This window comes from Xanthobacter agilis, from assembly GCF_021730435.1.
Classification (GTDB): domain Bacteria; phylum Pseudomonadota; class Alphaproteobacteria; order Rhizobiales; family Xanthobacteraceae; genus Xanthobacter; species Xanthobacter agilis.
Map to the genome: position 1 here is coordinate 39,148 of NZ_JABWGX010000009.1, position 23,665 is coordinate 62,812.

Annotated in this window: 19 protein-coding genes; 2 read left to right on the forward strand and 17 right to left on the reverse strand. The window is 67.4% G+C overall.

The window, feature by feature from the left end:
- Nucleotides 1-384 precede the first annotated feature (384 nt).
- The gene (locus HUW53_RS08455) at nucleotides 385-1,053 is read left to right on the forward strand and encodes a FecR domain-containing protein (RefSeq protein WP_237345316.1); all 669 of its coding nucleotides are present in this window, start codon (nucleotides 385-387) and stop codon (nucleotides 1,051-1,053) included.
- Between the two features lie 40 nt (nucleotides 1,054-1,093).
- Here the strand turns inward: HUW53_RS08455 and glsA are convergent, their stop codons facing one another.
- A complete protein-coding gene (gene glsA / locus HUW53_RS08460; RefSeq protein ID WP_370877845.1) occupies nucleotides 1,094-2,992 on the reverse strand; it encodes a glutaminase A in 1,899 nt (632 codons plus the stop codon).
- Nucleotides 2,993-3,228: 236 nt separating this feature from the next.
- Between glsA and HUW53_RS08465 the strand changes: the two genes are divergently transcribed.
- On the forward strand, nucleotides 3,229-4,647 hold the full coding sequence (locus tag HUW53_RS08465) for a mannose-1-phosphate guanylyltransferase/mannose-6-phosphate isomerase (protein WP_237345318.1): 1,419 nt from the start codon (nucleotides 3,229-3,231) through the stop codon (nucleotides 4,645-4,647).
- 88 nt (nucleotides 4,648-4,735) lie between these two features.
- On the opposite strand, the gene HUW53_RS08470 is transcribed toward HUW53_RS08465, so the two are convergent.
- The 16 genes from HUW53_RS08470 to HUW53_RS08550 all read right to left on the reverse strand — a co-directional run bounded on the left by HUW53_RS08470 (nucleotide 4,736) and on the right by HUW53_RS08550 (nucleotide 23,533).
- Nucleotides 4,736-5,308 carry a response regulator transcription factor gene (locus HUW53_RS08470; protein WP_237345319.1) on the reverse strand — a complete coding sequence of 191 codons (573 nt, stop codon included), beginning with the start codon at nucleotides 5,306-5,308 and terminating at the stop codon, nucleotides 4,736-4,738.
- On the reverse strand, nucleotides 5,298-6,638 hold the full coding sequence (locus tag HUW53_RS08475) for an ATP-binding protein (protein ID WP_237345320.1): 1,341 nt from the start codon (nucleotides 6,636-6,638) through the stop codon (nucleotides 5,298-5,300). The genes HUW53_RS08470 and HUW53_RS08475 overlap by 11 nt, the downstream gene beginning before the upstream one ends.
- A 471-nt stretch (nucleotides 6,639-7,109) precedes the next feature.
- Entirely contained in the window at nucleotides 7,110-7,229 is a 120-nt protein-coding gene (gene cydX / locus HUW53_RS08480) for a cytochrome bd-I oxidase subunit CydX (RefSeq protein WP_237345321.1), read from the reverse strand.
- Nucleotides 7,230-7,243: 14 nt separating this feature from the next.
- Nucleotides 7,244-8,401, reverse strand: a complete 1,158-nt coding sequence (gene cydB / locus HUW53_RS08485; protein ID WP_237345322.1) for a cytochrome d ubiquinol oxidase subunit II — start codon at nucleotides 8,399-8,401, stop codon at nucleotides 7,244-7,246.
- A gap of 4 nt (nucleotides 8,402-8,405) precedes the next feature.
- Nucleotides 8,406-9,983 (reverse strand): cytochrome ubiquinol oxidase subunit I, encoded by a 1,578-nt coding sequence (locus tag HUW53_RS08490; protein WP_237345323.1) that lies wholly within the window; start codon nucleotides 9,981-9,983, stop codon nucleotides 8,406-8,408.
- Between the two features lie 802 nt (nucleotides 9,984-10,785).
- A complete protein-coding gene (locus HUW53_RS08495) occupies nucleotides 10,786-11,637 on the reverse strand; it encodes a lytic transglycosylase domain-containing protein (protein WP_237345324.1) in 852 nt (283 codons plus the stop codon).
- Nucleotides 11,585-13,813 (reverse strand): flagellar hook-length control protein FliK, encoded by a 2,229-nt coding sequence (locus tag HUW53_RS08500; protein ID WP_237345325.1) that lies wholly within the window; start codon nucleotides 13,811-13,813, stop codon nucleotides 11,585-11,587. The genes HUW53_RS08495 and HUW53_RS08500 overlap by 53 nt, the downstream gene beginning before the upstream one ends.
- Nucleotides 13,810-14,907 (reverse strand): chemotaxis protein MotC, encoded by a 1,098-nt coding sequence (locus HUW53_RS08505; RefSeq protein ID WP_237345422.1) that lies wholly within the window; start codon nucleotides 14,905-14,907, stop codon nucleotides 13,810-13,812. Before HUW53_RS08505 ends, HUW53_RS08500 begins: the two co-directional genes overlap by 4 nt.
- 791 nt (nucleotides 14,908-15,698) lie before the next feature.
- Nucleotides 15,699-16,847, reverse strand: coding sequence for a flagellar motor protein MotB (locus tag HUW53_RS08515; protein ID WP_237345326.1), 1,149 nt, complete (start codon nucleotides 16,845-16,847; stop codon nucleotides 15,699-15,701).
- Nucleotides 16,834-17,547, reverse strand: a complete 714-nt coding sequence (locus tag HUW53_RS08520; protein WP_237345327.1) for a hypothetical protein — start codon at nucleotides 17,545-17,547, stop codon at nucleotides 16,834-16,836. Before HUW53_RS08520 ends, HUW53_RS08515 begins: the two co-directional genes overlap by 14 nt.
- A gap of 2 nt (nucleotides 17,548-17,549) precedes the next feature.
- Nucleotides 17,550-19,247, reverse strand: a complete 1,698-nt coding sequence (gene fliF, locus HUW53_RS08525) for a flagellar basal-body MS-ring/collar protein FliF (protein ID WP_237345328.1) — start codon at nucleotides 19,245-19,247, stop codon at nucleotides 17,550-17,552.
- A gap of 298 nt (nucleotides 19,248-19,545) precedes the next feature.
- Nucleotides 19,546-20,628 carry a flagellin gene (locus HUW53_RS08530; RefSeq protein WP_237345329.1) on the reverse strand — a complete coding sequence of 361 codons (1,083 nt, stop codon included), beginning with the start codon at nucleotides 20,626-20,628 and terminating at the stop codon, nucleotides 19,546-19,548.
- Nucleotides 20,629-20,862: 234 nt separating this feature from the next.
- Nucleotides 20,863-21,642 (reverse strand): flagellar type III secretion system pore protein FliP, encoded by a 780-nt coding sequence (gene fliP / locus HUW53_RS08535; RefSeq protein ID WP_237345330.1) that lies wholly within the window; start codon nucleotides 21,640-21,642, stop codon nucleotides 20,863-20,865.
- 62 nt (nucleotides 21,643-21,704) lie between these two features.
- The gene (locus tag HUW53_RS08540) at nucleotides 21,705-22,199 is read right to left on the reverse strand and encodes a flagellar basal body-associated FliL family protein (RefSeq protein ID WP_237345331.1); all 495 of its coding nucleotides are present in this window, start codon (nucleotides 22,197-22,199) and stop codon (nucleotides 21,705-21,707) included.
- A gap of 12 nt (nucleotides 22,200-22,211) precedes the next feature.
- The gene (locus tag HUW53_RS08545) at nucleotides 22,212-22,931 is read right to left on the reverse strand and encodes a flagellar basal body L-ring protein FlgH (RefSeq protein ID WP_237345332.1); all 720 of its coding nucleotides are present in this window, start codon (nucleotides 22,929-22,931) and stop codon (nucleotides 22,212-22,214) included.
- Nucleotides 22,928-23,533: a MotE family protein gene (locus HUW53_RS08550; RefSeq protein ID WP_237345333.1), complete on the reverse strand. Its 606-nt coding sequence runs from the start codon at nucleotides 23,531-23,533 to the stop codon at nucleotides 22,928-22,930. Before HUW53_RS08550 ends, HUW53_RS08545 begins: the two co-directional genes overlap by 4 nt.
- Nucleotides 23,534-23,665 lie beyond the last annotated feature (132 nt).

The window sequence follows — 23,665 nt, forward strand, 5'->3', positions numbered from 1 at the left end:
CATCGCCAGCGCAACCCTATTGGTCTGTGGCGAAAGAGTCCGGGCCGTCCGTGACCAGCGCCTCGGGCCGCTCCGCGGCGGAGGGAGGGAGGGCGTCGAACACGAGACCGCAGGCGGGAGTTCGGCGAACCTCGGCGTGGCCCGCATCGCGCCGCAACGACATCCGAAAACGCGATCCGACAAACGTGCGGAGCGCGCGTCACGGCCGCCGGGTGGCAGACGTCCGGCGTTCTTGCCTCCCTGGAGACACTTCCTATTTTCTGCGAGGTGTGGGATCGAGCAGTCCCCTTGCGAAGGGCCTGCCGTGCGGGGGGTGTTCGTGTCCTGGGTGTCGCGGTGGCGGCGCCCGATGATGTGTCGCAACGGGGGACGGGATCATTGACCGTGAAGGCTGATGTCAAATACCGCGACAGGTTGAAGGGCGTCTCGCGACGGGTTGCCCTGCTGGCGGTCATGGTTGTCGCTCTTGCCATGCCGCAGGAGCTCTATGCTCAGGACCCCATCGCCACCTTGGCCGCCACCGGGCGGCCGGGCATTGGCACTCTGGAGGTGGTCAGCGGAACGGTGACCCTCGAGCGGGACGGAAAGGCCGGGCCCGCGACAACGGGGGACGCCGTGACCGTCGGGGATACCATACTGACCGACGACAAAGGGCGGGCCGTATTGAGCCTCGGTGCGTCCACGCAGGTGAGCATCGGATCCGACACCCGCTTCCGGGTGGACCATTTCGCGCCGGGCGAGGACGGCGCGTTCACCTTGGGCGAGGGGGCCATGCTCTACACGCGCTCGGCGCGCGGTCAGCAGCCGCCGGTGAGCTTCGCCGCGCCGTTCGGCGCGGTGGAGGGCCGGGCCGGACGCTTCTTCATCGGTCGGGTCGAGGGACAATATGGTGTCGCGGTCATGCGCGGCCGGGTGAAGGTGGTGGTCGGCGGCGGAGCGGTCAATCTCGAGCCGGGCGATGCCGCGGACATTCCGCGCAATGGCTCGGCGCCCACCGCCGCGCAGCCCTGGAGCGAGGCGCGTCTGCGTTTGGCACTGTCGCTGGTGGAATAGGTCCCCTGCCCCCGGCGGGCACCCATCGGGGCCGGGCTTCTCAGCCGGTGAGCATCTCGATGCGTGCGGTGGCGCGGCGGATGCGACCGGAGAGCAGCACGGCGAGGTTGCGAATGATGCGCTCCGCCGCTCGGGGATGGGTCTCCTGGAAGCGGCGGAACTGGTCCATCGGCAGTTCCATGCAGACCGCGGCGCCGTCGCCGTCGCTGCGCACGCGCGCGGTGCGGGGCTGGTCGATGAGGGCCAGCTCACCGAAGGACATGCCCGGAATGAGCGTGTCGATGCGGATGTCGCGGGAATCGCAGGCGCTCACCACGCCGCGAAGCAGGAAATAGACCTTCGTCGGCGGCTCATCCAGGGCCATGATCTCGGTGCCGGCAGGATAGGTCGCGCGGCTGCACAGCCGCGCCAGCTCCGCCAGCTCCTGCGGCGACAGCCCCATGAGAAGCGCCTGCCGGCCGAGGTCGGATTCGGCGCTGCGCGCGGGAAAGCCGCCGTGGCGGTAGATGATCTGGTCCTCCGCCCATTCCACCGCCGCCTCATAGGTGGGGAAGATGCGCACCCGGGCACCTTCGCCTTTGAGTGCCCAGACCCTGGGTTCCACCGGTGCGCGGGCGTCAACGCCCGCCATCACGGTGGTGGTGGTCGCGGGAAGCTGGCTCCGCAGCATGTCGAGCAGGAGCGCCATGCCGGCATCGGTGATGGTGGTGACCCGATGCAGGTTGAGGATGAGAAACTCCGGAACCGCCGCCGGATCAGCAAGCTTGCGGCTGACATAATCCATGCTGGCGAAGGAGAGGCGGCCCGCCAGTTCCAGCACGCGAATGGCGCCGGGGCGCGCGTGCAGGATCTCCTCTTCCAGGATCTGGCGACCGGGCTTGGCGGGCACGGACCGGAAGTCGTAGTCGGCGAGCACGCAGGCGTGCACGTCGTCGCGGCGTGAGAGCATATGCAGGTCGAAGGCTTCCGACATCAGCTCGCAGGTGCGGATGCCGCGCACGCTGTTGCCGTGGGCGTCGAGGCGCGGGGAGAAGGTGCCGAGCCCGAGCTGCGCCGGCAGGGCGGCGAGGATGCCGCCGCCGACCCCGCTCTTCGCCGGCACGCCCACCCGGTAGATCCATTCGCCGGCGAAGTCGTACATGCCGGAGGAACTCATCACCGCCAGGGTGCGGGCGATGGCGTAGGGCGAGGCCACCACCTCGCCCGTTACCGGATTGACCCCGTGGTTGGCGAAGGTGGCGCCCATGACGGCGAGGTCGCGGGCAGTGACAAGCAGCGAGCACTGGCGGAAGTAGATGTCCAGCACCTCATCGACGGTGCCGCGGATGCCGCCATAGTTGCGCAGGAGATAGGCGATGGCGCGATTGCGGTCGCCGGTGCTGCGCTCGGAGACGAAGACCGCCTCATCCGCATCGAGGGTGCGTCCGGCGAAACGCCCGAGGGTCGCCGCGATCAAGGGGAAGGCCTCCGCGCCCAACGCGTCGGCAATGAGACCGCAGCAGGCGATGGCACCCGAGTTCACCATCGCGTTGAAGGGCCGATTGTCGGGGGTGAGGCGGATGGAATTGAAGGCGTCGCCGGAGGGCTCCACGCCGATGGCCGTCTCCACCCGCTCGGCCCCGATGGTGTCGAGCGCCAAAGCGAATACTACCGCCTTCGAAATGGATTGAATGGTGAAGGGCACCTGTGTGTCGCCGACCTCGTAGACATGGCCGTCGATGGTGGCGAGGGCGATGCCGAACTGGTCGGGGTCCGCTTTGGCCAGCTCGGGGATGTAGCTGGGGACCTCGCCATCGCGGAGCGCGATGAGGGCATCGTGTGTCTGGCTCAGGAATCGGAGGAGGGGCGTTTCGAGCACGGCGATCCGGGCATGGTGAGGCGGCGGTGGACAGGCCGTGGATGATCCGGCCTTATGCGCGCGGTCCGCAACCGGTAGCATGACGAAAGACTAGAGCATTTCGCGAGCGGGTTGAAACCGGAAAATGTTTCGCGGCCCAGCGCTTGCGGCATGCGGGGCGGGGTGACGGGGCCTCCGGCGCGCCTTCCGCGGCGCGAACGTGGGTTGACCTTAAACTGCGAAAGCGGTGAAACACCCGGAGGCAGACGGCGCGGAAGCTGCGCAGGCCGCCTGCGGGTCCAGGGTGCCAGGCCCGGCGTTCTTCGGTGAGAGGCTCGATGACGGACACTCCGATCGTACCGATTGTCATGGCGGGTGGGGCGGGGACGCGGCTGTGGCCGCTGTCGCGCGAGACAATGCCGAAGCAGTTCATTCCCCTGCTGGACGAGGGGCTTTCCACCTTCCAGGCCACGCTCCTGCGGATCCGCGACGCACGCTTCGCGCGGCCCGTGATCATCACCAACCACGGGTTTCGGTTCGTGGTGGCGGAACAGATGCAGATGGTGGGGGTCGAAGGCGACATCATCTTGGAGCCGGAGCGTCGCGACAGCGCGGCGGCGGTGGCGGTGGGCGCGCTGCTGGCCAAGGCGCGCGGTCCCCAGGCGGTGGGCATCGCTTTGGCGGCCGACCATGTGGTGGGCGACGTGGCGCGCTTCCGCGAAGATTGCATGATCGCGGCGCAGATGGCGGCCGAGGGGCGCATCATGACCCTTGGCATCGTGCCGACCGGCCCCTCCACCGCTTATGGATACATCGAGGCCGGCGCGCCGCTGGGGGCGCCGGGCGCCCATCGGCTCGAGCGCTTCGTGGAGAAGCCGGACCGTGCGACGGCGGAGCGCTATTGCGCCCAGGGCTTCCTGTGGAACAGCGGAAACTTCGTGTTCTGCGTCGAAACCATGTTGGGCGAGCTCGCGGCCTTCGCGCCGGAGGTGCTGGCCGGGGCCGAGGCCGCGCAGCAGGAGGCGCAGACCGATCTCGACTTTCTGCGCCTGGACGCCACCGCCTTTGGGCGGATCCCGCGCATTTCCATCGACTATGCGGTGATGGAGAAGACCCGGCACGCGGGTGTGCTGGCGGCGCGGTTCGACTGGTCGGATGTCGGGGCGTGGGATGCCATCTACGACATGAAGCCGAAGGACGAGAACGACAATGTGCTCGAAGGCAACGTGCTGGCGTTGGACAGCCGTGGCTCCCTGGTGCGCAGCGAGGAGATCCTGACCACCGTCATTGGCCTCGACGAGGTGGTGGTGGTGTCCACCCGCGATGCGGTCCTGGTGGCAAGCAAGGCCGCGGCGGGCAAGGTCAAGGGGCTCGTGGAGGCGCTGAAGCGCGGCCACCATCGGGAGGCGGAGGAGCATCTGCGGATCTATCGGCCCTGGGGCTGGTACCAGCGGATCGATATCGGCACCCGGTTCCAGGTGAAGCGCATCAATGTGAAGCCGGGTCGCAAGCTGAGCCTGCAGAAGCACTTCCACCGGGCGGAGCACTGGGTCGTGGTCTCCGGGACGGCCGAGGTGACTTTAGACGGCACCGTGTCCCACATTCACGAGAACGAATCCATCTATCTGCCCATCGGCTGCGTTCACCGTCTGCACAATCCTGGACGGATCGATCTGGAACTGATCGAGGTGCAGGTGGGCAGCTACACCGGCGAGGACGACATCGTCCGCATCGAAGACATCTACGCCCGCACCTGACCAAACCGGAGGCGCGGGCGTTCCGGCGCGCGCCTCTCACGGCACCTGCCGTCTGCTCCCTTTTGCGGCACCTGCCGCTTGCCCCCTCTCACGGCACCTGCCGTTTGGCGAGTTTGCGGGCCAGCGTGCGGCGGTGCATGCCGAGGCGCCGGGCCGTTTCCGAAACATTGAAGCCGGTTTCCGCCAAGGTTTCGTGGATGCGCTCCCATTCCAGCGTCTTCAGGGAGCTTTGGCGGACACTGAGGGCGACGGCGGGATCCCCCTCCACCCGTCCGAAGGCGGCCTCGATATCGTCGGCGTTGGAGGGTTTCGCGAGATAGTGGCAGGCGCCGAGCTTGATCGCCTCGACCGCGGTGGCGATGCTCGCGAAACCGGTGAGCACCACGATCCGCATGCTCGCGTCGTAGTCATGCAGGCGCCGCACGCAATCGAGCCCGGATGCTCCCGAAGCGCCGGTGAGCTTCAGGTCCACCACGGCAAAGCCCGGATGGAAGCTGGCCAAGAGCGGCTCGAGGTCTTCGGCGCGCAGGCAGACACGCACCTTGTAGCCGCGCCGCTCCAGCGAGCGCTGCAGGGCGCGGGCGAAGGCGCCGTCGTCCTCCACGATCAGCAGGTTCTTGGCGCAATCCGCACTGCCCTTGCCATCGGTCTCAGGCGACATGGCTGGCCTCGTCGCTGGTTCCGGCCGGGTGCGGATGATGCGTCCCAGGGGCGGCGTCCACCGCCAGGGCGCGAATCGGCAGTCTCAGCTCCACTCGGGCCCCGCCCTCGGCGCGGTTGCCCGCGGCGATGGCGCCACCGAGCTTGCGCAGCACGTTGACGGCGAGGAACAGGCCGAGCCCCCGGCCGGCGCCCGCCTTGCTCGATTGGTAGGGGGTACCGAAGTGGAGAAGGGCCTCTGGGGAGAAGCCAGGTCCATCGTCGGTGACGCGCACCAGGAGGTCATCCCCCAGCACCTCGGCCGCGATGCTCACCTGCGTCCGGGAGGCCTCCAGCGCATTGTCGAACACGTTGAACAGGGCCTGTTCGATGACGCTGTCGCTGGCAATCTCCACCCGCGTGTCAATGCCGTTGCGGTAGTCGAGGGCTGTCGGGCGGCGGCTGTCGGTCCAGCGGCCGACCATGTCATTCAGGAACGTGGAAAGAGTGGTCCGCCGCGCCCGCTCGCCGCGGGTCTCTCCGGCGGCGATGAGGATGTGGGACACGATGGCCTTGCAGCGTGCCAGCGCCGCTTGCATTTCGTCCAGCTCCTCGACCAGCTCCGCGTCGTCGTGGAACTTAGGCATGTGCCGCCAGTCGTTGAGGATGACCGCCAGGGTGGACAGCGGCGTGCCCAGCTCATGCGCCGCGCCGGAGGCGAGCAGGCCCATGCGGACCACATGCTCCTCCTCGACCGCGCGCTGGCGCAGCTCGGCGAGGCGCGCATCGCGGCGGCGCAGGTTCTCATTGATGCGGGTGACGAACAGCACCACCAGGGCCGAGGCCAGCAGAAAGCACAGGAACATGCCCTGGGTGTGGAGGTCCATCGCCGGCAGGTGATGGCTGAAGCCCGCCATATCCAGGGGGCGATACACCCGCATCAGGACGATGAAGCACGCGCTCGACACCCCCACGATGACCCAGGTGGCGCCCGGCGAGAGCAGCACCGCGCCCAGGATGACCTGAAGCAAATAGAGCGAAATGAAGGGGTTGGTGGCGCCGCCGCTGAGGTAAAGCTGGATGGTGAGAGCGGCGACATCCGCCAGTAGCTCCGCGCAAAGCTCGACGTCGCTGACCGTCCGCGGGCGGGTACAGCGGCGGATGCTGAGCAGGTTGAGGCCCATGAGCAACAAGATCACCAGCCCCATTTCGGTGATGGGCAGCGGGATCTTCAGCCAGAGTTGCACGATGGCGATGGCGAACACCTGCCCCGCCACCGCCACCCAGCGCAGGGCGATCAGCAGCCGGAGATTGCGGCAGCTGGCATCGGCATCGGTCGACAGGTCGGTCATCGGCAGGCCCCTGTTGCTCCGCCCCTGACGCGGACGGGTGACGCGGTCCCGGCGGGGGCTCGTGTCCTCCCGCTGCGCGCCGGGCCACCGGGTGAGGGTTGCACCTGCGTTGCCATGGGGCGGGGATGGTGGCGGAAAATGGTATCAAGGGTCAAGATCGCATGACCTGATTGGCGACCTGTCTGCGCGGGCGCGGCGTCGCGGCCTGCCGGGCGGCACGGGACATCCGGGGGGGCGCCGTCCGGCCGCGGGCGGGTGGGTCTCACAGCGCTCGGCTGCGCTTCCCGACCCGCGCCATGCCGCCGTCATGCCGCTGCGCGCGCAAGACGTTCGCACGATGTGACGCGTGGCGGCCGGCGCGGCGGTCCGGATTTTCAGGGGGAGGGATCAGGCCTTCGTCCGCATCCACAAGGACTGGTGCAGCGACAGCATGGGGAACGGCCCATGAGGCATCCTCATGGGCCGTTGGTCCTATTTTTGTTGGTCGGCCTCGGCACGGGCGCGATCGTCCATCAATTCGTACCACATGGCGTTGAGTACGGCGAAGGCAGCGGCGAGAGGCAGGCCGAGCAGCCAGGCGAAATACCACATCGGATTTTTCCTCCTCAGTAGGCGTGGCCGGAGCCGTCGGAGATGGAGCGTTCGTCCACCTTCCCCCACAGCACCTTGTAGACGAAGCTCGTGTAGGCCACGACGATGGGCACGAACACCAGGGCGACGATCAGCATGATGAACAGCGTCATGTGGCTGGAGGACGAGTCCCAAACCGTCAGGCTGGAGCGCGGATCGACCGTCGAGGGCAGGATGATGGGGAACATGGACAACCCCACCGTCGAGATGATGCCGAAGATGGACAGCGAGCTCATGAGCAGCGCGCCGACCTCGGAGCGGACCCGGAACAGCAGGGAAGCCAGGGCCGCGCCGATGAGGCCCAGCGCCGGGCCGGCCAGCATCCAGGGGTGCGCCGCATAGTTGGCGAACCAGATGCGCGGCGCCACTTCCACCGTCTTCGCGAGCGGGTTGGACGGGCCGTCCACCACGAACGCGCTGGTGATGCGGTAGCCGTCGACGCCGTAATAGAGCCAAAGGCCGCCGAGCACGAACAGCACGATGGTGACAAGCGCCGCCACCGAGCCTACAGCGCGCGAGCGCTCGGCCACCGGCCCTTCGGTCTTCAGCACCAGCCATGCGGCGCCATGCATGACCAGCATGGCCACCGACACGAGCCCGGCCAGGATGCCATAGGGGTTCAGAAGCTCGAACAGCGTGGTGCCGTCATAGAAGATGCGCAGTTCGCCGTTGAAGTGGAAGGGCACGCCCTGGAGCACATTGCCCACGGCGACGCCCATCACCAGCGCCGGCACGAAGCCGCCGATGAACAGCGCCCAGTCCCAGGCCGAGCGCCACGCCGCGTTCTCCCGCTTCGAGCGATACTTGAAGCCCACGGGCCGCAGGATCAGCGCGAACAGGATGGCGAACATGGCAAGGTAGAAGCCGGAGAAGGAGACGGAGTAAAGCGCTGGCCAGGCGGCGAAGATGGCGCCGCCGCCGGTGACCAGCCACACCTGATTGCCTTCCCAGACCGGGCCGACGGCGTTGATGACCACTCTCCGCTCGATGTCGGTCCTGGCCACGAAGGGCAGGAGCATGCCGGTGCCGAGATCGAACCCGTCCATCACCGCGAAGCCGATGAGCAGGACGCCAAGCAGCAGCCACCAGATGACGCGGAGCGTGTCGTAATCGATGAGTGTGTGAAGGATCATGAGACTACTCCGCACCAGCGAAAGCGTGGGGGATGAGCACCGCTTCCGGCGCATCGTCCGGTTCCGGGCCCTTGCGGATGGCGCGGACCATCAGCGTCATCTCGATGACGAACAGCACCGAGTAGATGGTCACGAAGCCGATGAGGGTCGCCAGCACCGTGGTGGCCCCAAGGCTGGAGACGCCGGCCACGGTGGGCAGTACGCCTTCGATGTTCCAGGGCTGGCGCCCCACCTCGGCCACCACCCAGCCGAGCTCGGCCGCAAGCCACGGCAGCGGGATCGCCAGCACCGCCAGCTTCAGCAGCAGCGGGTAGTGGTCGAGCTTCCGGCGGGCGGAGAGAACGAAGAAGGTGGCGAGGAACAGGATAAAGAAGAAGCCCAGCCCCACCATGATGCGGAACGACCAGAACAGGGTCGGCACGCTTGGAACCGTGTCCCAGGCCGCTTGGCTGATCTGTGCCGCGGTCGCCTGCCGCGGATCATCCACATAGCGCTTCAGCAGCAGCGCGTAGCCGAGGTCGTGGCCGTTGGCTTCGAACACCTGCTTGGCGGCCGGCGGGATGGCGGCGGTGCTGCCGGCGGCGCGGATCGCCTGCAACGCATCGAATGCCTTGATGCCGCTCTGGATGCGGCGCTCGGCCTGCGCCACCAGCTCCTCGATGCCGGGGATCTGCGTGTCGAGGGAGCGGGTGGCGATGAGCCCCATCACCCACGGGATGCGCACGGCGAACTGGGTCTCGCGCGCGCTTTGGCTGGGGAAGCCGATGAGGGTGAACGCCGCCGGCGCCGGCTCGGTCTCCCACATGGCCTCGATGGCGGCGAGCTTCATCTTCTGGTGTTCGGTGGCCAGATATCCGCTCTCGTCGCCCAGAACCACCACCGAGAGGGAGGCGGCAAGGCCGAACGAGGCCGCAACCGTCATGGAGCGCCGGGCAAGATCCGTGTGCCGGCCCTTCAGCAGGTACCACGCGGAGACACCGAGCACGAAGATGGAGGCGGTGACATAGCCCGCCGACACGGTGTGCACGAACTTGGCCTGCGCCACCGGGTTCATCACCACGTCGAAGAAGTTCGCCACTTCCATGCGCATGGTCTGCGGATTGAAGACGGCGCCCACCGGGTTCTGCATCCAGCCGTTGGCGACCAGGATCCACAGCGCCGACAGGTTGGAGCCGATGGCGACGCACCAGGTGGCGATGAGATGGCCCACCTTGGAGAGCTTGTCCCAGCCAAAGAAGAACAGGCCGACGAAGGTCGCCTCCAGGAAGAAGGCCATCAGGCCTTCAATGGCAAGCGGAGCGCCAAAGATATCACCCACATAAAGGCTATAATAGCTCCAGTTCATGCCGAACTGAAACTCCATGACCAAGCCGGTGGCGACACCGACGACGAAATTGATGCCGAACAGGGCGCCCCAGAACTTGGTCATCTGCCGCCATATGGTGCGGCCGGTCATCACATAGACCGTCTCCATGATGGCGAGCAGCACGGAGAGGCCGAGCGTCAAGGGGACGAACAGGAAGTGGTAGAGGGCGGTCATCGCGAACTGGAGTCGCGAGAGATCAAGAACATCAAGTGACATGAGCTCTATCGGGCGGATCCCGCCTCCTTGCGGTGCGTGGCGCGCCGGGAGACGACGCGGGAGAAGGCGACGTGGTGCCGTTCAGGGCGCCCCATCGCGATGAGGTTGGAGGCCGGCCTTCGGTGCGCATGGGGACGGCTGGGGTCCGGCGCGTGAGGGCGCGGCGTGGTCAAGGCGTGGTGTTGTCCTGGCAAAGGGACGAACGCGGTGTGTGGTGAACCGGTTCGTGTCATGGAATGGTCCCTTGGGCTGTCCTTAAAGGGTGCTGAACGCAGGCGATGAGGCGTTGTCGCGCCGGCCCCCGGCGGGACGCGAGTGGACAAACTGTCCAAGCCGGTCCTGCGCGTCCGGTCCCGGCGCCGGTCGCAGCGGACGCAATGCGCTGCGTTGCAACGATTCCAACTCCAAGGTTCGGCGCGGCCGGGTCCCGGTTTGGACGAAACGCCGCGCATCGCGCCGCGCAGGTGGTGCGCCGCGCGGACGGGCATCTGTCGTCGGGTGTGGGGCTAGTCAGGGGCCCGGAAACGGGACCGGCGCTCTCGCGCTTCGGCCACGGGGCGAATCGCAGCGCACGTGCGTGGGAAAGGGGCGGTCATCGGGGCCGCCCAGCGTGGGGGGAGAGCGCCTTCCCTTCGGCTGACCTGTTTTTTGTCGCGCAAGAGGCCCGGCGCGCCCCGCTTGATCACGGTCTCAGCGCGAACGGGAGCCGCTCGGCTAGAGCGCTGTCCGTTCGCCCTGGCTCAGGTCATCCGCTCTAAAGGATTGAATTTACGCATTTTTACGCGAACCGGAGACCCTTTCACTAAAAAATGCCCTCATGCGAGGACGTGGGGCTAACCGGCGCTGGGGCGGCAGGCGAGGGGGGAGCCGGGGCGGCGACCGCTTCTGTGGGCGCGCCGGCCGCGGGAGCCACCTCATCGGGCTTCGGCGGAGGATTGTCGCAGAACGACTTTGCGCTCGGCGTCCACTCGCCGACCCCGGCTTCGATGAGATTCTTCATCACCCGGCAGACATAGCGATGCTGGCCCACCGTGTTCTTTGGCCCCGCATTGTAGCGGGCAAGAGCCATGGTCCAACTGCCGTGGCGCTGGCGCAATTCCTGGAGGAAGCGCGCCGCCTGCTCCACATTGAGCCTCGGATTGAACATCTCCTCCAGAGACCTGAACTCTTCCTTATGCCAATAATAGTTCACTTGCATGCAGCCGATGTCGATAAGCTGCACGCCGCGGGCATTCGCCTCGCGGAATAGCTTCAACGCATCCTGGAGATTGTTGGAGATGTAGTCCTTGCCTTCGATGTAGAGCGTATAAGGCTGAAGGAAGCCGTCGTATCCGCTCTCGGTGAGGCCCACGGCATACAGAATTTCCAGCGGTACATTGTATTTTTTCGACGCGCGGGCCAGCTCGCGCTCGCAGATATTCGGCGGGCCGCCCTTCCGCACCGGCTTTGCGGCCCTGGGAGCGGAGGGCCGCGCACCCGCGCCCTTGCCTGCGTCGCTGCCCGGTTGGGGCGCGCCCCTGGTGGCGTCCTTCGGAGCCTCCTTCGGCGCCAGCGGGGTCTCCCGCATGGGGATGGTGCCGAAGGAGGTGGCGCCGGCGGCGTTAGCTGTCAGAAGCGTCAGAAGAACGCTGAGAGCGAGATTGCGCGTCGTCATCCGCGTTGTTCCTACCGGATTGATCGCCGTTTCTCCCCTGTTCGCGACGCTGCGGGCTGTCCTGATCGGCGCTCGACGACGAGGATTGGGAGGGCGACCATGATGCCGTCCGTACCGAGGCTTCCACCGGACTCGAAATGCTCTTTACGATGTCGAGGCTGTCCACCTTGGTGCCGTTGCTCTCGATGATCCGCACCAGGGTGTCGTGATCCTGGGTGAGCATCTGGGCGGTGGCGGCCTCGGTGGCCCGCACCCGGACCTCTAGGCCATTGGAGGTCAGGCGCATGTGGATCACCACGCGTCCGAGGCTTTCGGGGGTCACCGTCATTTCCAGAATGCGCACGGGACCCTGGGTGGTCGTGTTCTCTCCGGCCGGTAGGCCACGCTGCATGCGCGCTGCCTCTTCGGTGATGGCGCGGCTCACCTGCGCGGCTGTGGCGAAGGGCAGGCTGCTGATCGCGCTGAAGCTGCCGGTGGGCGTGGTCAGGGTCGTGCTCGCGCTCGCGCTCGTCGAACCGCCGACGGACACCGAGGAGCCCTGTTCGCCGGCCGCGGCCCGCCGTGTCGTGGTGGTCTCGACCTCGGGAGAGTCCTCCCCATCGGTCCGCGCCTTGGCCGTGTCGTTCTGAGCGTCGGTCTCCGGCGCAACGGCGCTTTGATCGGCGCTCGCCCGATCGATGGTCGCCTGGAGTGGGCTTGCCGCGCGGGTGCCCGTCTCCTGGGCCGCTGCGGTCGGGTTCGCTTCGGCCTTTGTCGCTGTGCCCGCGCCCGTGTCCGATGCGACCTGGGCGGCGGACCGCTGCGCGGTGCCGGCCGCGCGGGTGCCGGTTGCAAGGGTTGGGATCGCCCGCGCGGCCATTTCTTGCGTGACAGATGTCTGTGCCGTGGCAGGTGCTGAGGCAGGTTCCGTGCTGTCGCCGTCCTGGGTTGCCGTGGTCGGCAACGCTTCGGTCTGGACCGAGGCCGCTTGTGATGCGGCTACCGGCGCCGTGGTCGCGTGCGCCGCGGCCCCTCGGCTCGTGAACGTCCGTGTCGATGCCTCTTGCGCTGGCTTCGTCTGCGCCGAAGCCTCCTGCGCCGGGGCGTCTTGCGCCGACGCGGTGCCACCGGCCGCTGCTGCCGCCTGTCGCTCGGTGAGACCAAGCACCGGCGCGAAGTGGGTTTCGCGCCGCGTGACATTCACCTGGATGCGGGTGACCTGATCGCTGCCGGAGGAAGCGGTCTGCCGCGATCCGGTAGTCGCCTCCGCGCCATCGCCGTTTCCGGCCGTCGTCTGCTCCTTGTCGCCGTCAGCCGTGGCCGCCTGGGGGGTCGCCTGCGGCTGGAGTGTGGCGAGCGTCGCGCTGGTCAAGCCGGCGGGCGTGGTGGTGGGCACCGCGGTGGCATCGGACGATGCGGAGCTCGGGAGATCGTCCGCCGCCTTCGGTTTGGCGGCGTCCGTCTTGTCGGAGCCATTGGTCGTGTGCTGGTCGGTACCGGTTGAGACGCCGCTGTCGGTCTTGGTCGGCTCCGGCGCCGTGTCGTCCTGTGCCGTTACGGTCTGGGGGGAGAGTTCTTGCTTCCGTGCCTCCACCGCCCGCGAGGCCGTGGTCGTGCTGGTTCGAGCCGTCTTCGGCGGGGCGGATGACGGGTCAGCCTCGGCCTGGTCTGCGTCGTCGCCGATTTCGGCGGCGTTCGGCTCCCGTCCGACGCTTGCGGCATCTTGCGTTTCGCGGGCCAGGCGCGCAAGGCGGCGTTCGGTCGTCGCGGCGTGCCGGTCGGTGCCAACGTTGGCCGCGGCATCGCCGTCCGGCGCGGCCAGTTCAGCGCTGGCCTTGGCATCCTCGGCGCCCGTGTCACCGTCGGTCGCAGCACTTTCGCCGTCGGCCTCCGCGTTGCCCAAAGTCGCGGCGGATGTCGCCTCTTCTCCGCTGGCCCACCGCTGCAGCAGGCGACCGAACGCCGCCGCGTCGCGCGCGGGTGTGCGCTTGTCCTCGACCTTCGTGTCCGCCGTCTCACCCTTGGCCTTCTCGGCCTTCTCAGATGACGCGGCGCCATCGGCAGACGTCTCGGCCAAGTTGGAGAAAATCTCCGCAAATGGGTCGCCGCCGGCCGAGGTCTTCGCGGCATCGGCGTGGCTGGTGCTGGTGGCCGTGGTTGCGGCAGTGGTGAAAGAGAAGTCGATGGGAGCGGTCATCGGGGCGCAGCCTTCAATAGCGCGTCGATCTTAGTCAGTGCATCGCGGGCCCGCGACATGGCGGGCGAGGGTTTTATGTCGTCGGCGGTGCTCGGAGGGGACGGGGCACGTTTGTCCGGCAGCGGAAGCTGATCGGCCTGACGCACGCTGTTCGCGGTTGACAGCGCCGCATCGACGAGCGCCGAGTCGGCCGGTTCCAGCCGGCTGCGGTCTACCCGCTTCAAGGCTTCGGCCGCGGCCTGAAAGCGATTGGGCATGACCGCCTCGGCGGCGCCCAGATAGACTTGCGCGCGCTCAGCGTCCCGGCTCGCGGTGGCGGCCAGTTCGCGGGCACGCAGGGCGGCTCCGGCGGCAAGCGTCGTCTTGCCCTCCATCAGTGCGGCGCGGGCGACGAGAAGGTACATTTCGCGGCGTCCCTCGTCATCCAGCACGGTCAGCAGATCCTTCAGGCGTGCGAGCCCGTCCGGGGAATCGGCCACCTGCATCCGCACCATGGCGCTGGCGAAGCGCTGGCGGAAGTTGTCCGCATAGGCGGAACGGTTGAAGCGGTACAGATAATGCCGCGATAAACGCTCGAACGCGGCCACGTCGCCGCGCTGCGCGGCGACCAGGATCTCGCGGCGCAGGGCTGCTTCCTCGACCAGGGTGCCGGGCGCGAGCAGGCGCGCCAGATCGAGCAATTCCGACGCCTTCTGTGGATCCTGGCGCACCGTCAGCGTCGCCTGGGCGAGTGCAATCTGCGCGCCGAGCAGGTTGGGGAGCTTGCGCGCGTCCACTTCGCCGAGCTCACGCAGGGCGGCGTCCTCGCGCCCTTCCGTGTAGAGCAGGGTGCCGAGCAAGAGCTTCTCGTCAATGGCCGGGCGGGGGTCGCGGGTGATGATGGCGCGCAGCACTGGCGGCGACCCGCCCGAGAGGAAATAGCTGATGAGCGCCCGCGCATTGGCCGGATCCTGCCACACCGAAGGATCGGCCGAGGCGAATGCCTGGTCCATGTTGGCAATGACGGCGCGCTGGGTGGCGACGCCTTCCACCGATCCGGCCGCGATCCGGTCTTGCAGGTGCTGGAGGCGCCGCACCATCTCCACCGGCTTCAAGGTGTCGCCGGCGGTGGTGGTGGCGGCGGGAGCGGGCCGCGGCGCAACCGGTGCGCTGGGCACCTCGGGTGCGACCGTCGCTTGGGCATTCCGCGGCTCCACCGCCGGCGCGGCGATGGTGGGCGGCGCGGGCACCGCCTTCCCGCTCGCGTCGTCAGGCGGTCCGCCGTCCGCACGCAGCGGCGTCGCCGTGGCCGGAGTCTGGGCATTGGGCGGCGCTGGGGCGGGAGTGTCCGTCGGCGCGGCATCGGGCGCCGGGGCGGGTGGCGCGCCCTCAGGGCTCAATGGGCCGCGTGTTGGGGCGAATGCCGCGAGCGGGGCATCCGAGACCGGCGCTGCGGGAGGTGCGGCGGCCGCGACGGGCGGCGCGGGCGGGCCTCCCGCCAGAGGAATATCCGCGGGTGCGGGCGCCGGATCCACCACCGGAGCCGGAGCTGGAGCCGCGATCGCGACAGGGGCGTCCATGGCCGGGCGGCGCGGCGGCAGAGGCACCGACGCCAAGGGCCTTTCCGGCTGCGGGGCGGCCGCGTTCCTTGGGCTTGGCGCGAGCGCCCCCGCTACCGGCGCGCTCGCTGCCGGCGCTGGGCGTGGCGCCGCCGCCGCAGGCCGGGGCGGCCGCGTCGCTGGTGCCGGGCGGGAGGGTGCGGGCACCGCCGCTGGCGCGTCCTGCGGGACATCTCCGCGCGCGCGCATACCGCCCCAAGGGTCGCCGGATTGCGCCTGGGCAAGGGAGACCGTCGCAAGGCCCAAGGCGACGGCCGGCAACACGCGGAGGAAGGACCGGCGTTGCCTCATGGGGTCGGCGTCCGCAGCAGGATTTCAATGCGCCTGTTCTGCGGCGCATTGGCATCACCCGTATTCTTCAGGTCGCGGTCGGCGACGCCTTCGATCTTCACGACACGCTTTTCGTCGAGCCCACCCCGCACCAGCATGTAAAGCGCCATATGGGCGCGGGCCGAGGACAGGCGCCAGTTATCATAGGTTTCCGAACGGAAGGGACGGCCATCGGTGTGGCCGCGAATGGTGACGTTGCCGGGCCGCTTCTGAAGGGCGCGGGCGATCTGCTCCATGGCGCGCACGAGACGCCCGTCGGGAATGGCGGAGCCCACCGGGAACATCGAATAATCGATGTCGTCGGTGAGATCGATCACGAGGCCCTCGGACGTCGCCTTCACGCTGAGGTTCGGCGCATGTGGACCGTTGACAGAGCCCGCGAGGGCGCTCTTGAGCTCGCCCTCCAGCGCATTGGCGGCTTTATCCTGTGCCGGGGAGGGGGCCTTGTCGCCGGTGCGGGCGGCGGCGTCATGCGCCGGCTTGGCAGGTGCGCTGTCGCGCGCTGCCGTGCCCGCGGCTGCGGGCGCCGAGGCATCCGACGCGGCGGCATCACGATCCGCCCGCGCTTTTTGCCCCGCAGCCGCCTTCCAATAGCTGGGATCGAACGGATCCCGGCTCACGTCGCCGGCGCCGGTTCCCGGTGAGCCCGAGGTGCCGGCCGCGGGGGGAGGCGGGCCGCCGGGGCTCGGATCCGAATCATGGGCGAGCTGCTTGAGGACCGCATAGGGGTCCTGGAACGCCGCCCGTTCTTTGTCGCCTTGCTGGCGATCATCCCCGGCGCCGGTGTCGTGCCCGACGCTGTTCTTCAAGGCCGAAGGCTCCTTGCCCTCGGCGGAAGTGCCCTTCGGCGACGCATCTTGCGGGTCGTTGAGACCCTTCACGTCGCTCACGCTTGCGGCGAGGTCCACCGGATTGAAGTAGTTGGCGATGGCCTTGCGGGTTTCGCTGTCGGTGACATTGATGAGCCACATGATGAGGAAGAACGCCATCATCGCCGTCATGAAATCGGCGTGCGCCACCTTCCACGCGCTTGAATGATGCTCGTGTTCTTCTTCTTCGTGGCGTTTGATGATGATGAGGTCGCCGTGATCCTTACTCTCCGCCACGGTCCCCTCCTTCGTCCGCGCCATCTTCCACCGCGGCGCTGAGGAGGCGCGACCAAGGGGCGAGACGACTCTCGATCAGCGTATCGCCACAGGTGGCTTCAATCTCGGCCCCTGGCGCGCTCACGAAGACGATGCCTTCCGGCTCTCCCAGCCGCTCTTTCAGCACATCGAGCAGGTCTTCACTGCCGCGTATGGTGATGACGGGCTGGGGTGCATCTCCAGGAAAGGGCTGGCTCAGAAGCGCGGCGATGGCTTGGCGCACCTCGTCGATCGCCCGCGCGCGCATGGCGTCGTTGACGAAGGGACCGAGGATCCGCGCCAGCGCGCCGCTGATGCGCGATTCCAGCGCGCCATAGGCCTCGCCCATGGCCGCCGCCAGGCGGTCGCCTTCGGCCTCGCACCATTCGGCGCGTGCGGTCGCAATGCGCTCGCGCAAGGTGACCTCGAACCGCTCCGCATCCTCACGCCGCGCGGCTTCACTCGCGGCGAGCTCGGCCCGCGCCTTGGTCACCGCATCTCGCACCGCCTGGGAGACCGCGAGACCGACCTCCTCCTGGCTGTAAGTGGGGGCCGGCGGCGCGGAATGTGGTGGACCCCCAAGGCTGTCCGCCCCCGAGCGCGAGCCCTGGCCATCGCGACCCGAGGGGCGCAGCGAGCCGTCAGGGCTGAAATGCGGAAGGTAGCGCAACAGCGTCTGCATGGTCAGGTCCGGGCCTCCTGATGCAGCCACTGCCGCAGGATCGCGACGGCCTGATCCTCGTCATATTCGACGATCTGCTCGAGCCGCCTCTGCGGCGAGCGATTCTTGCGGTTGGTGAGGTCGCCGATCAGATTGACCGCCTCTTCGCCGCCGCCGCCCTCGAGGGCGGGCGCCATGGGCGGTCCGGCGATCGCGGGCGTGCCGGCGGGACCCTCGACGCCGGGGATCGGCGGCGCCGTGAGCATGGCGGTCTCGATATCCGCCACTTCGGACTCGATGGCGTCCTGGGGGCGCGACAGCACGGCCCGCACCGCCGGCCGCAGGCCGAACCAGATGAGGAGGGCGGCCACCGCGAGGAAGGTCAGGGCATTGATCATCGTTCCCGCCTGGCGCAGCAGAAGCTCGGTCCACGGCAGCGGCGGCACCGGGTCCATGGCATGGCCGCCGTCCGCGAAGGACACCGCGGCCACCTTCAGCTTGTCGCCGCGATCCTTGTCATAGCCGGCCGCGGAAGCCACGAGCTGTTCGACCTCGTAGATCTGCTGCTCGACGGGGATCACCTCCGAGCCGGAGCTCGTGGTTCCCGCGGGGGCCGCGAGCCGGTCGCGATTCACCAGAACGGCGATCGACAGGCCCTTCACCACATAAGCGTCACGCACGGTCTGCACCGTGCGGCTGGAGACCTCGAAATTGGTCAATTCCTCACGGCGCGAGGAACTCTCATTCGCGTCGGTGGTGGGCTGGCTGGTGGTCTGGTTATTGGGAATGTTCTGCTGAACGGTGGTGGTGGGCTGCTTCGTGCGATTCTGGCTCTCGCCGAGCTCCTTCACCACTCGAACGGAGCGCTCGACCCGCGACTGGGGATCGAAGGTGGTCTCCTGGGTGGTCACGCGATCGGTGTCGAGGCGCGAGGACACGCTGACCTCGAAATTGCCGAGACCCAGATAGGGCGTGAGCGTGCGCCGGATCTTTTCCTCGGTCTCGCGGTTCACCTGCTGTTGCAGGGCGGCCTTGCGGCCGGTCGCGGCGTTGGCGCCGTCGTCGGATGCCGACAGCACCGCGCCTTCGGTGTTGAGGACGGTCACTTCCTCAAGCTTGAGGCCGGGGACGGCGGAGGCCACAAGGCGCCGGATGGCCTGGGCGGTGGAGGCATCCTCGGCGTTTTCGGTGCGGATCACCACCGACGCCGAGGCCTGCTGCTGGTCGCGGCGGAAGGCGGCCCGATCGGGCAGCACAATGTGAACCCGCGCCGCCTTGATGCCCTTCATGGTCTGAATGGTGCGGGCCAGCTCCCCCTCCAAAGCACGCACGCGCGTGACTTCCTGCATGAAGGAGGTGAGCCCGAAGGAGCGGACATCGTTGAAGAGTTCGTAGCCGGTGTTGGCGCTCTGGGGCAGGCCCTTCACGGCCAGCAGCATGCGGGCCTTGGCGGTGTCGGCATGACCGACCATCACCGTCGTGCCATCGGCATTCACGTCGAAGGGGATGCCGGCATCCTTCAGCGCGCCGCCGATGCGATTGACGTCTTCGCGCGTCAGGTTGGAATAAAGCGGCTCTCGCTCGGGCTGGCCGAGGTAATACACGCCTGCCGCGATGGTGCCGACCACCGTCAGGCCGATGAGTCCAAGGGCGACCAGCCGGCGCATGCCGAGGTCACGCAGATTTTGCCACAGGAGTTCAAGCTGCTTCTGGCCAATCATCCGCCGATCTCGTCCGCTAACGCTCCCACCCCGCAATTTAACTTTCGCGGTGAGGGTGAAACTGAAGGCCAAGCGGCCGGAACGCGAACGCCCGGACCTCGCGCCAAGCCTGAGTGTCGGCGGTCAAACTTGCCTGGGCATTGCAGGCGGGAAGAGACAAAAAAGGCCGCCCTCCAAGGAGGCGCGGCCAAATAAATCCACTCTGGGGAAGAATGGCGAATATCCAGATTGCCCGGAACGGACTCCGGAATTTATAAAACCGCCGCGCCCAGGAGGGTTGGGCGCGGCGGTCTTTACCTCACTGGAAGAGCTGCAGCACGTTCTGCGACGAGCTGTTGGCGATCGAGAGCGACTGGATGGCCAGAGACTGCTGGGTCTGCAGGGCCTTCAGGCGGGTCGACTCTTCTTCCATGTCCGCGTCCACGAGGGTGCCGATCGAAGACTTGTTGAGGTCGATCAGGCTGCTCGCGAAGGTCTGCTGGGACTCCAGGCGGCTCGAGGTGGAGCCGAGCTTGCTGCCACCGCTGGTCACCTGCGAGATGGTCGCGTCGACCAGCTTGGTGAAGGCCTGGATCAGGTCCACGTCGCTGTCGGTCGCGGCAGTGCCGGAACCGTCGATATCGGTCAGGTCGATTTCGGCGACCGAGCCGGTCCACGTGCCCGTCGAGCCATCGGCCTTCGAGTACGAGATCGTGAACTGGCTGTCCATGAAGCCCTTGACGTCCGTCGCGGTGGTGCTCAGCGTCACCGTCACGGCGCCATTGGTGCCGCTGGTGAAGCTGGCGTTGGTGGCCACCGTGGCCAGCGACGCCGCGGTCGTGGACGCGGTGTTGCCAGCCGTGTTGGAATCGTACAGGCGGAAGGAGCCGGTATCGAGGCTGGTCGTGCCCACACTCACGGTCTCGCCGCTGCGCGAGAAGGACGACAGCAGGTTCCGCTCTTCGGTGAAGGTCGTGCTGCTGGAGTCGACGGAGAGCCAGTTGTCACCGGCGCTGCCCGACACGCTGTTGGTCGCAGCGGTCTTGATGTTGGTGAGGGCGGCGTCGATGTCGTCCTGGTTCGCGCCGCGGTCGGCGGTCGAAGACACCGAGGCGGCCAGCGAGCTCTTGATGGTGTCGAGATAGGTGAGGACCTGCTCGACGCCCGAGGAGGCGGTGGTCACCGCGTTCTGGTCCAGCGCCATCGCGTCCGACACCGCGCTCAGGGCGCTGTTGTCGGAGGTGAGGGTGGTGGAGATGGTCCAGTAGCCGGCGCCGTCCGAAGCGCCGTTAATCTTCTTGCCGGTCGAGACGCGGTTGTTGGTGGTCTCGAGCTGGTCATTGATCGACCGCAGGGTCTGGAGGGCGACCGTTGCGGAGTTGTTGGTGATCATGCTGGTCATGATGAAATGTCCCTCTTCAGGTACAAGTGAAGAATTTCAGGGGGACATGCCGGACTTTCACCGGAATGACAGGGCGGCATCATGCCTTTGAATTTGGATCTAAAACGATCCAAAGGACCACCGAAGCGCGTCCCTCAACCTGTCATGGTCAAAAGCTAGCACGGGAAGCTTGCGCGAGGCAAGCTTCCCGGATGGGGCTGGCCGAAAATGTCGCGGCTGTAGGGAACGGCCGGATCAGAAGAAGGAGCGCACAAGGCCGCTCACCAGGAGGTTCCAGCCATCGATGAGGATGAAGAACAAGATCTTGAACGGCAATGAGATGACCGAAGGCGGCATCATCATCATGCCCATGGACATCACCAGCGTGGCCACGATCAGGTCGATCACCAGGAACGGCAGAACGATCAGGAAGCCGATCTCGAAGCCGCGCCGTAGCTCGGAGATCATGAACGCGGGAATGAGCACCCGCATGGAGATCTTCTGCGGCTCGGCGCCAGCGCCTGGCGTCGCACCACCCGGGGATGGGGCGGGCGTCGCGGGCAGGATGTTCTGACGCACGGCGATGTCGGCGAACAGTTGAAGATCCTTGCCGCGGACATGATCGAGCATGAAATCGCGGAACGGATCCGAAATCTTCTCCAGCGCTTCCTGCTCGGTGATGCGATTCTCTGTGAGTGGGACGACGCCGTCCTGCCATGCCCGGTCGAAGGTGGGCGCCATGACATAGAACGTCATGAACAGCGCGAGCGAGACCAGCACCAGATTCGCCGGCGTCGACGGCAACCCGAGGCCGGAGCGCAGAAAGGAAAAGGCGATGATGAAACGGGTGAAGCTCGTCAGCATGATGAGCAGCCCCGGCGCCACTGAAAGGACGGTGAGCAGCGCCACCATCTGGATGATGCGGGCCGCCGTGCCGCCGCTGAAGTCGGGCAGGATCTGGTCGAGGCTCGGCAGGTTTCCGGCCGACGACTGGGCGAAGGCCGGGTCAGCTCCGAGAACGATCGCAAGGCTCACGAGGGGAAGAGCCAGAGCCGCCGACGGCCGTCGCCGTCGCGCGCCCGCCGGGGAGCACACGATCACTGCACCACCATCGTTCCGAGCACCAGCTCGGTGACCTTGCCCTGAGACCGTGTGGTCGCGCGATCATTGAGGTCCTCGCGCAGGTGCTGAAGGCCGCTCGGCCCTTCAAGCTGGCTCAGGGAGAGGGACCGCATGTAGGCGATGATGTCTTCGCGCACTTCCGCCGCGGTGACATCCGGATTGGCGAGCGCACCGTTCTTGAACACCAGCGCGACTTCCAGGCGCACGAAGGTGGAGGAGGGCGCTGCGAGATTCACCACGATAGGCTTCAGGTCCTTGATCGCGAGATCCCCAGTGTAACGCAGCTGGGGCGCGTCCTTGTCTCCGGGGGCGGAGGCCAAGCGCGCGCTCACCGAGGCCTCCACGGTGTTTCCGAGCAGGTAGCCAATGCCCGCGCCCGTGACCAGCGCGATGAGGGTGAGAACGGCAAGCGCGATCAACAGGCCGCGTTTGCCGTTCGCCGGGGTCTCGTCGGAAGAGGGGCTGGCCACAGGATCTAATCCTCACCAGGGCGCGACGACATCGTAGATGCGCTGGCCCCACGCGGGCTGCTGCACGTCCATCTGGCGGCCCCGGCCACCGTAGGAAATGCGGGCTTCGGCGATCTTGTCATATGGAATGATATTGCCCGACGACACATCGAGCGGATTGACGATGCCCGCGATGTTCAGCACGCGGACTTCGTAATTCACCTTGATCTCTTGTGAGCCGCTGATGATGAGGTTGCCATCCGGCAGCACTTCGGTCACCACGGCGGCGATGCTCAGGCGCAACTTCTCCGATCGGTCGATCGTGCCCTTGCCGTTGGTCTCGGTGTCCGAATTGACGGTGAAATTGCCCGCCGCATTGCCCGCATTGGCGCCGCGGCCGAAGCCCGAGAGGCTGAGGCCGGTGTCGAAGTCCAGATCGCTCTTGGACTTGCGCGAGCGGTCGGTGGCGTTGTCGAACTGGGCCTTGTCGTCGAGGGCGATGGATACGCGGATCACGTCTCCCACCTTCGAGGCGCGCAAGTCCCGATAAAGGCTGCCCGAGCGGTTCTGGTCCCAGGTGGAACGGAAGCTGCGCACCGGCGGTTGCTGGAACGTCACCGGCACCGGCTCACGGGTGGTTTCAAGCCCGGAGCCAAGCGGGCTCAAGGTGGGGCCGGTCAGCAGGTTGTCGTTGTTTGTCTGGCAGCCGGCGACAAGAAGCGCGGCGCCGACGGTCATGGCGAAACGTTTCATCCGGGACGCCCCTCCTGCGCCCGGCGCGAGAGGCCGACCAGCGTGGAGGTCAGCCGTGCCGCGCGGGCAGGGTCGAACTCGTTCAGGATGGAGCTGGCCACCCGAGGGTTCAGCTTGGAGAGCAGGGCCGCCGCCATGTCCTCGTTCATGGCGGCCATCTGCGCCGCGGCCGCATCCGGCCGCATCTGGGAGATCACCGCGACCAGGGATTCGTCGGCCTTCTTGAGGAAGGCTTCGCGACGTTGCAGCCAGTCCTGGTATTCCGCCCGCTTCGCCTCAAGTTGAGCGATGCGCGCCTCGATTTCCTTCTCCATGGCCGCAAGCGCCTCCTTCTGCCGCGCGAAACGCGCGTCGGCGGCGGCATCGGCGATATTGCGGCAGTATTGCGCGGCCTGCTCATCCCGCGCGGCGGCGGCGGGCGCCGGCTGCGCGGCACCGGGTGCGCTCTGCGCTTGAGCCGGACTCGCGGCGCCGAGGACGGCAGCCAAGGCGAGAAGCGGCATGCCCCCAGCTGCGACCCGCGCCGGGCGCCGGTCCGCGGCGCCGCCCGAACGGCGGGCCAATGCCGCCGTGACAAGTGTGGGCAGCGTGAGGTTCATCATACACCCCTCCATGCTGAGGACGCTGTTCCGCCCGAAGGCGAAAGCAGAGGATGAATCGTTCTAGGCGGACTGTCTTGCGCGACGCTGACCTTGATGCGGCGCGTCATGCCGCGGCGGGCTCCACCGGAGTGC